At 74.2% G+C, this 7,844-nt stretch carries 8 protein-coding genes; 7 read left to right on the top strand and 1 reads right to left on the bottom strand.

Features of this window, described 5'->3' with window-relative positions; genetic code table 11:
* Positions 1–1,005: 1,005 nt before the first annotated feature.
* On the top strand, positions 1,006–1,485 hold the full coding sequence (locus FJ251_11485) for an HD domain-containing protein (GenBank protein MBM4118339.1): 480 nt from the start codon (positions 1,006–1,008) through the stop codon (positions 1,483–1,485).
* Between the two features lie 47 nt (positions 1,486–1,532).
* Here FJ251_11485 and rpsT read toward each other — a convergent pair whose 3' ends face one another.
* Positions 1,533–1,793, bottom strand: coding sequence for a 30S ribosomal protein S20 (rpsT, locus tag FJ251_11480; protein MBM4118338.1), 261 nt, complete (start codon positions 1,791–1,793; stop codon positions 1,533–1,535).
* A 170-nt stretch (positions 1,794–1,963) separates the two neighbouring features.
* Between rpsT and uvrC the strand changes: the two genes are divergently transcribed.
* The 6 genes from uvrC to FJ251_11450 form a co-directional block, all read left to right on the top strand.
* Positions 1,964–3,862: an excinuclease ABC subunit UvrC gene (gene uvrC, locus FJ251_11475; GenBank protein MBM4118337.1), complete on the top strand. Its 1,899-nt coding sequence runs from the start codon at positions 1,964–1,966 to the stop codon at positions 3,860–3,862.
* Entirely contained in the window at positions 3,859–4,755 is an 897-nt protein-coding gene (locus FJ251_11470) for a tyrosine recombinase (protein MBM4118336.1), read from the top strand. The genes uvrC and FJ251_11470 overlap by 4 nt, the downstream gene beginning before the upstream one ends.
* Before the next feature lie 23 nt (positions 4,756–4,778).
* On the top strand, positions 4,779–5,582 hold the full coding sequence (locus tag FJ251_11465; GenBank protein MBM4118335.1) for a segregation/condensation protein A: 804 nt from the start codon (positions 4,779–4,781) through the stop codon (positions 5,580–5,582).
* Between the two features lie 53 nt (positions 5,583–5,635).
* On the top strand, positions 5,636–6,616 hold the full coding sequence (scpB, locus tag FJ251_11460) for an SMC-Scp complex subunit ScpB (protein MBM4118334.1): 981 nt from the start codon (positions 5,636–5,638) through the stop codon (positions 6,614–6,616).
* Positions 6,483–7,334 carry an rRNA pseudouridine synthase gene (locus tag FJ251_11455; protein MBM4118333.1) on the top strand — a complete coding sequence of 284 codons (852 nt, stop codon included), beginning with the start codon at positions 6,483–6,485 and terminating at the stop codon, positions 7,332–7,334. The genes scpB and FJ251_11455 overlap by 134 nt, the downstream gene beginning before the upstream one ends.
* Before the next feature lie 33 nt (positions 7,335–7,367).
* Positions 7,368–7,844: aminotransferase class I/II-fold pyridoxal phosphate-dependent enzyme (locus FJ251_11450; protein MBM4118332.1), on the top strand; the 477-nt coding region annotated here is incomplete at its 3' end.

The raw sequence follows: 7,844 nt of genomic DNA, 5'->3' as shown, positions 1-7,844 counted from the left end.
AAAATTTCGCGCAATCCGGCCTCGCCTACGATCCCGAGTTCGGCAGCGCGGGGGGCGGTCAGCTCGGCTTCACGGATCTGCTCGGCAACCACCACCTGAGCCTGGCCGTCTCGAACACGGCCACCACGGCCGGCGACTTCTTCAAGCGGCTCAACCTGGGCCTCGCCTACACGAACCTCTCCCGCCGCTGGAACTGGAGCCTGGCCGCCTTCCACCTCAGCAGCGACTTCGACACCAACTACTGGGAGTACCGCTTCGAGCGCCGTTTCGGCGTCCTGGCGGCGCTGAGCTACCCCTTCAGCCTCTTCCGCCGGATCGAGTTCAGCGGCAACCTGCGCGGGGTCATCGAGGAGGACGAGCTAAGCTACGCGCTGCGGGACCCCGAGGCGGTGCTGGGCTCGCTCTACGCCGCCTGGGTCCACGACACCGTCCTCTGGAGCAGCGGCGGCGCGCTCACCGGGGAGCGGCTCAACTTCACGCTCGGCTGGACCACCGCGTTCGGAGAGGGCGGCTACGGCTACAGCGTCCTGCGCCTGGACGCCCGCAAGTACTGGCGGCTCGGCGACCGGACCGTCTACGCCGCGCGCCTGTTCGGGCACTACTCGCAGGGCGACGACCCGCGCTTCGTGCACCTTGGCGGTCCCCTGCAGTTGCGCGGCTGGCCGCACCAGTACTTCCACGCGCGGGGCGTCTGGCTGCTCAATCAGGAGCTGCGGGTGCCGCTGCTCTACGGGGTTCGTCTCTTCACGCCCCTGGGCAGCCTGGATCTGCCGCCCGTGCGCGGCAGTCTCTTCGCGGACGCCGCGCGCCTGTCGCAGCGCTTCTTCGCGATTCCGCAGCCGCAGTGGGTGGGCGCCTACGGTCTCGGCCTCGAGCTGGGGCTGGGGCCCGTGCTCGTCCTGCGCTACAACGCCACGCGGACGACCGACTTCGAGGAGATCAGCTCCCGCGTGGACCACGAGTTCTTCCTCGGCTGGAACTTCTAGCCCGCCCCCGGAGGATCCGATGCCCAGCGCCGCGCCCGATCCCTGGCTGGACGACCTCTTCGCGCTCAAGCGCACGCCGCGCAGCGGCTGGTTCCGCATCGGCGTGCCGCAGCCGGAATCCGTCGCCGAGCACAGCTACGCCGTCGGGCTGCTCGCCTGGCGCGCGGCGCGCGCGGCCGGCCTGAACGCGGAGCGCGCGCTGCTGATGGGCCTGCTGCACGATTTCCACGAGGCGCGTCTGGGCGACATCCCCAGCCCGGTCAAGGCGCGGCTGGACGCGGCGGGCCTGGCCGCGGCCGAGACGGCCCTGATCGCCGAGCAGTGGGGGGACTGGGCGCCGGAGGTCGCGGCGCTGCTCGCCGAGCTGGCGGCGGGCGCGAGCGCCGAGGCCGAGCTCGTGCACGCCTGGGATGGCGCCGAGCGGCGCGAGCAGGCGCGGCGCTACCTGGCCGAGGGCTACCGCGAGGCGGCGGTGTTCCTGGAGGGGGACGGGGAGTAGGGAGAGTGCCGGCGCGGGCCCGCCGCTCGGGCAGGCCCGCGGGATGCCTAGCCCTGCGGCAGGCCGTTCAGGTGCAGCTGCAGGCGGGACTTGAGCCGGTTGGCGCGGGCCGTCTTGATGATGCCCTTCTTCGCCAGGCGATCCAGGTAGCCGCTGAGTTCGGGCAGCAGGGCGCCGGCCTCGGCGGCGTCCTCGAGGCTGCGGAAGCGCTTCAGGCGCGTGCGCATCTGGCTGACGTAGGCCCGGTTGACCTGGCGCGCCTTGGCGGCGGTCTTCAGGCGCTTCTTGCAGGACTTGTGATGAGGCATCGGCCTTGGCTCTCCTTCGCTCGCGGGACAAGGGCGCCAATCTAGCAAGGGACCGCCGGCCTGTCAAGGGGGAAACCCCTTGTCCTGTCACGCTTTCCGGGCTAGATTCCGCGGGCGGCCGCCGCCGGGGCGGCCGTCGCCGCCCCCGCGCCACGGGAGTCAGCCGGAGCATGACAGCGCCCACCAAAGCCGGTCCGCCGCCGGAGAGCTTGCAGCGCAAGCTCGAGCGGCTGCCCACCGCGCCGGGCGTCTATCTCTTCAAGGATGCCCGCGGGAAGGTCATCTACGTCGGCAAGGCGAAGAACCTGTCCACGCGCGTGCGCTCCTACTTCCAGGAGCGGCGCCAGCGCGATCCGAAGACGGCCCTCCTCGTCACGCGCGTCGCCGATCTCGACTACCTGGTGCTGGCGAGCGCGATGGAGGCCCTCGTCGCGGAGAACAACTTCATCAAGGAGTACAGCCCCCGCTACAACATCCAGCTGCGCGACGACAAGAGCTACCCCTACGTGCGCATCACGCTGGAGGAGGAGCTGCCGCGCGTCTTTCTCACGCGACAGATGGAGGAGGGCGGCAGCCTCTACCTGGGGCCCTACACGGACGTCGGCGCCATCCGCCAGACCCTGCGCGTGCTCAAGAGTCTCTTCCCCATTCGCGACTGCCCGGGCGACCTGCCGGCGGCGAGTCTCACGCGCGAGTGTCTCTACTACCACATCGGGCGCTGCCAGGCCCCCTGCACGGGTCGGCAGAGCGTGGCCGCGTACCGCGAGGGCGTCGAGAAGCTGCGCCTGTACCTGACGGGGCGGGCGGCGCAGCTGCGGGAACTGCTCGCGGGCGAGATGGAGCGCGCCGCGACGGGGCGGCGCTACGAACAGGCAGCGCGCCTGCGCGACCAGCTGCAGGCGATCGACCGCCTCAGCCACCGCCAGCGCACGCAGGTCTACGGCGAGGGCGACCGCGACGCCCTCGCGCTCGCTCGCGACCGCGAGGACAGCTGCGGCGTCGTCCTGCGCCTGCGCGAGGGGCGCCTGCTCGGCGCCGAGACCTTCCACTTCCGCACCCGCGAGGGGGAGAGCGACGCTGCGGTGCTGAGCGCCTTCTTCCAGCAGTACTACCACCGCGTGCAGCAGCCGCCCGCGGAGATCCTCCTGCCGGCGGCCTTCCCCGCCGCGGACGAGGCGCTGCTCGCCCAGTGGCTGAGCGGGCGGCGCGGCGGGACCGTGGCGCTGCGCCGGCCGCAGCGCGGGTTGGGGCGGGAGATCCTCGCCCTCGCCCTCGAGAATGCGCGGACGAAGCTGGACGAGTCGCTGGCCACCGCGGGGAGCAGGGCGGGCCGGGTGCCGGCGGCGGTCTTCGAGCTGCGCGAGGCCCTGCAGCTGGATGCGCTGCCGCGCGTGATCGAGGGCGTCGACATCTCGAACACGGGCGACCGCGAGGCGGTCGCGGCGCTGGTCAGCTTCCGCGACGGAGCGCCGCGCAGGAGCGGCTACCGGCGCTTCCGCATCAGGACAGTCGCGGGGCAGGACGACTGCGCGGCCGTGGCCGAGGTGGTCGAGCGGCGCTTCCGCCGCCTCGCCGCCGAAGGGCAGGCGCCGCCCGATCTCCTCCTCATCGACGGCGGTCCGGGCCAGCTCGCCGCTGCGGCGGGGGGTCTGGCCGCGGCGGGCGCCGCCGCCCAGCCGCTCATCTCCCTGGCGAAGCGCGAGGAGCTGGTCTACCGCTGGGCCGGACCCGAGGCGCCGCTCGCCCTGCCGCAGAACTCGGGCGCCCTGCGCCTGCTCCAGCGCGTGCGGGACGAGGCGCACCGTTTCGCGCGCGGCTACCACCGGCGGGCGCGCGGCGAGCGCAGCCTCGCCTCGGCGCTGGACGGGATCGCGGGCCTGGGCGAGGCGCGGCGGCGCCTGCTCCTGGACCAGTTCGGCAGCGTGCCGGCCATCGCGGCGGCCTCGCTGGGCGAGCTCAGCGCGCTGGCCGGCATCGGGCCGGCGCTCGCGCGGCGCATCCAGGCCGGGCTCGCCGCGGAGCGCGCCCCCGGGTCGCCGGAGTCCGGCAGCGGAGAGGCCGCGCCGTGAACGCCGCCTGGCAGAGCGAGGTCGACGACTGGCTCGATCAACTCCTCGTCGAGCGCAGCCTGGCGGCGAACACGCTGGAGGCCTACCGCCGCGACCTCGCGCGCCTCGCAGCGACGCTGCCCGCTCCCCTGGCGGCTACGGAGCCGGAGCTGCGCCGCGCGCTGCACGCGGCCGAGGCCGCCGGGCTCTCGCCGCGCAGCCGGGCCCGCCTGCTCAGCGCGTGGCGCAGCTTCTACCGCTACCTCTGCGCCGAGGGTCGCTGCGCGCAGTCCCCGGCCGAGGGCCTCGAAGGCCCGCGCCTCGCCCGGGCCCTGCCCGACCTGCTCGCCGTGGCCGAGATCGAGGCCCTGCTCGCGGCGGCGGCGGCGGGCGAACGGACGCCGCGCCGCGACTGCGCGCTCGTCGAGCTGGCCTACGGGTCCGGGCTGCGCGCCTCGGAGCTGGTCGGCCTGCCGCCGGCCGAGCTCTTCCTCGCCGAGGGTCTCGTGCGCGTCCTCGGCAAGGGGCGCAAGGAGCGCTGGGTGCCCGTGGGCAGCCGGGCCGTCGAGGCGCTGGCGCGCTATCTCGGCGAGGAGCGGCCGCGCCTGGCGACCGCCCTCTCGCCGGCTCGCGTCTTCCTCAACGCGCGGGGGGGCGCGCTCGGCCGGATCGGCTGGTGGAAGATCCTGCAGCGACTGGCGGCAACGGCCGGACTCGCCGGGCGCGTCAAGCCGCACAGCCTGCGCCACAGCTTCGCGACGCACCTGCTCGAGGGCGGCGCCGATCTGCGGGCCGTGCAGGAGATGCTCGGGCACGCCTCGATCGGCACCACGCAGATCTACACGCAGGTCGACCGCCTCTACCTCAAGCGCGTGCACCGCGAATACCACCCGCGCGGCATTGCCGGCGGCTGAGCCCGCGGATTAGGCGTTGACGGATGGACCGGCCTCTGATACCTGAGGTCCGCACGGAGGCCGCGCCGCCGGGGAGGACCGTGAGCTACACCGTCCGTCTCGACCTCTTCGAGGGACCCCTCGATCTGCTGCTCTATCTCATCCGCAAGGACGAGATCGAGATCGCGGACATCCCGATCGCGCACATCACCGAGCAGTACCTGGCCCACGTGCAGCAACTCGAGGTGCTCGAGCTGGACGCGGCCGGCGAGTACCTGCTGATGGCCGCGACCCTGCTGCGGATCAAGAGCCGGCTGCTGCTGCCGCGGCCGGTCTTCGGCGAGGAGGCCGATGAGGATCCGCGGCGCGACCTGGCCGCGCAGCTCGAGGAGTACCGCAAGTACAAGGCGCTCGCGGAGCGCTTCGGCGATCTCGCCGAGCAGCGCCGCCTGCGCTTCGACTTCGTGCCGGCGCAGCCGCTGGACTCCTTGCGCAGCCGCGAGGAGATCTTCCAGCTCGACTTCCCGGACCTGCTGGGCGCGCTGCGCGACGTGATGGCGCTCGTCGCCGAGCGCGAGGCCCGCCACCGCGTCGAACTGGAGAACGTCAGCATCGAGGACAAGATGGCGCTGATCCGCGCGCGGCTCGCGCGCGGCGAGCGCCTCGTCTTCCGCGACCTCCTGGCCGAGGCGCCGACGCGCCTGCACGTGATCGTCACTTTCATGGCGCTCCTGGAGATGGTGAAGTACGGCGAGCTGCGCGTGGAGCAGGAGGGGCGCTGCGGCGAGATCTGGATCAGCGCGGCGACGCCGGCGGCGGCGCCGCTGGCGCAGGCCGCCGGTGCTTGAGCGAGGCGGCGCGGGCCCCGCGGCCCCGCCGGAGCTAGCGAAAGGGTGAGAGAATGTCCGTCGATCTGAAGCGCACGGTGGAGGCGCTGCTCTTTGCCGCCCCCGAGCCGCTGTCCCTGAGCCGCCTGCAGGCGATCCTGCCCGACGTCGAGCGGCGGGCGCTGCCGGCCCTCCTGGCCGAACTCGCCGCCGACTACGACGCGGGCGGCCACGCCTTCCAGCTCGCCGAGCTGGGGGGCGGCTGGCGCATCGTGACCCGGCCCGCGCACGCCGCGCGCATCGAGGAGCTGCTGCGCGGCCAGCGCCGCGTCCGCCTGACGCGCGCCTCGCTGGAGACCCTCGCCGTGGTCGCCTACCGCCAGCCCTGCACGCGTGTGGACGTCGAGGCCGTGCGCGGCGTCAACTGCGGCGGCTCGCTGGCGACGCTCATCGAGCGCGGGCTGCTGCGCATCACCGGCCGCGCGGAAACCCTCGGCCGCCCGCTGCTCTACGGCACGACGCCCGAGTTCCTCGGCTTCCTCGGGGTCAACGGATTGGACGAGCTGCCGCGTCTGGCGGAGATCGAGGCCCTGCTCGCTCCCGCGGATGCGGAGGGCGAGAGCCCGGTGCCCGCCGGCGAGCGCCGCGAACGCCTGCTCGATGGCGTGGACGCGCTGGAGACCCTCCTCGCCGAGCGGGCGCTGGCGGACGGCGAGCCCGAGCTGGCCGCGGCCGCGGCCGCCTGGCGCGCGAGCCTCGCGGGTGGCGGGGACGCCGGCGCCGACGCCGAAGCGCTCGGAGCGGAGGAGCCGCTGGCCCATCGGGCCGCGCTCGACGCGGCGCTGGCCGCCGAGCGGGCCCTGCTCGCCGAGGCGGCCGACGCCCTGAGCGCCCTGGACGCGGAGCCGCCACTCGCCGCCGATGACGCGGCGGAGGACCGCGAGCCGGCTCTGGCCCGCATCGCCCGCGCCCTGGTGCCGCCGGCGCCCGCCGGCGCGAACGCCCCCGCGGCGGCGGACGCGGCCTGGGCGGCAGAGGCCGGCGGAGAGGACTGAGACCATCCGCCTCAACCGCTTCCTCGCCCTGGCCGGCGTGGCCAGCCGGCGTCGCTGCGACGAGATCGTGCGCGCCGGCCGCGTGGCGGTGGACGGACGACCGGTGCGCGACCCCGCCCTGGCCGTCGACGCCGAGGCGGCACGCGTCACCCTGGACGGGCGACCGCTGGCGCCGAGCCGCGGCGAGACCTGGCTGCTCAACAAGCCCGCCGGCGTGCTCTCCGCCGCCAGCGATGCGCGGGGTGGGCGCACGGTGATCGACCTCGCGCGGGCCGCCGGGGTGAAGGCGCGCCTCTATCCGGTCGGGCGCCTGGACCGCGACAGCCGCGGCCTCCTCCTGCTCAGCAACGAGGGCGAGCTGGCCCTGCGGCTCACGCATCCGCGCTACGGCGTCGAGAAGGCCTACCGCGCCCGGCTGGACGCTCCCCTCGACCCGGCGGGCGAGCGCCGCTTCGCCGCCGGGCTCGAGCTCGCCGACGGCCCGACGCGGCCCTGCCGGCTGCGGGCGCTGCCCGGTCGCGCCCGCTACGCGGTGGTCCTCGCCGAGGGCCGCAAGCGGCAGATCCGGCGCATGTTCGAGTGCCTGGGGCGGACGGTCCTCGATCTCCAGCGCGTTCGCCTGGGACCGCTGCGCCTGGGCGATTTGCCCGAGGGCGCGCTGCGCCCGCTGAGCGCGGCGGAGCGCGAGCGGTTGAAACGCGCCGCCGGGCTGCGCTAGAGTGGCCGCGCCGCGCGGCGGCCGGGAGGGGCGATGGACTTCGAGAAACTGGCCAGGCAGGAGATCCTCAAGGTGCGCCCGTACGTCCCGGGCAAGCCCGTGGAGGAGTTGCAGCGCGAGAAGGGCCTGCAGAGCATCATCAAGCTGGCCTCCAACGAGAACCCGCACCCGCCCAGCGACGCCGTGCTCGCCGTGCTCGGCCGGGCCTGCAGCGAGCTGAACCGCTATCCCGACGACAGCGCCTACCATTTGCACCGCGCCCTGGCGGAGCACCTGGGCGTCAGCGAGGGGCGCATCTTCATCGGCAACGGCTCGGTGGAGATCCTCTACCTGCTCGCCCAGCTCTTCGTGCGGCCCGGGGAGAACCTCGTCTACGCGACGCCCTCCTTCGTGGTCTACGACATCGTCGCCCGGCTGTCGCCGGGCGAGGGGCGGCCCGTGCCCTGCGACGGCGACTTCCGGCACGACCTGCCGGCGATGCTGGCGCGCGGCGACGCCGCGACGAAGGGG

The sequence above is a fragment of the bacterium genome, from assembly GCA_016873475.1.
Classification (GTDB): Bacteria; Krumholzibacteriota; Krumholzibacteriia; order JACNKJ01; family JACNKJ01; genus VGXI01.
This window is presented reverse-complemented; position numbering and strand designations above follow the sequence as displayed.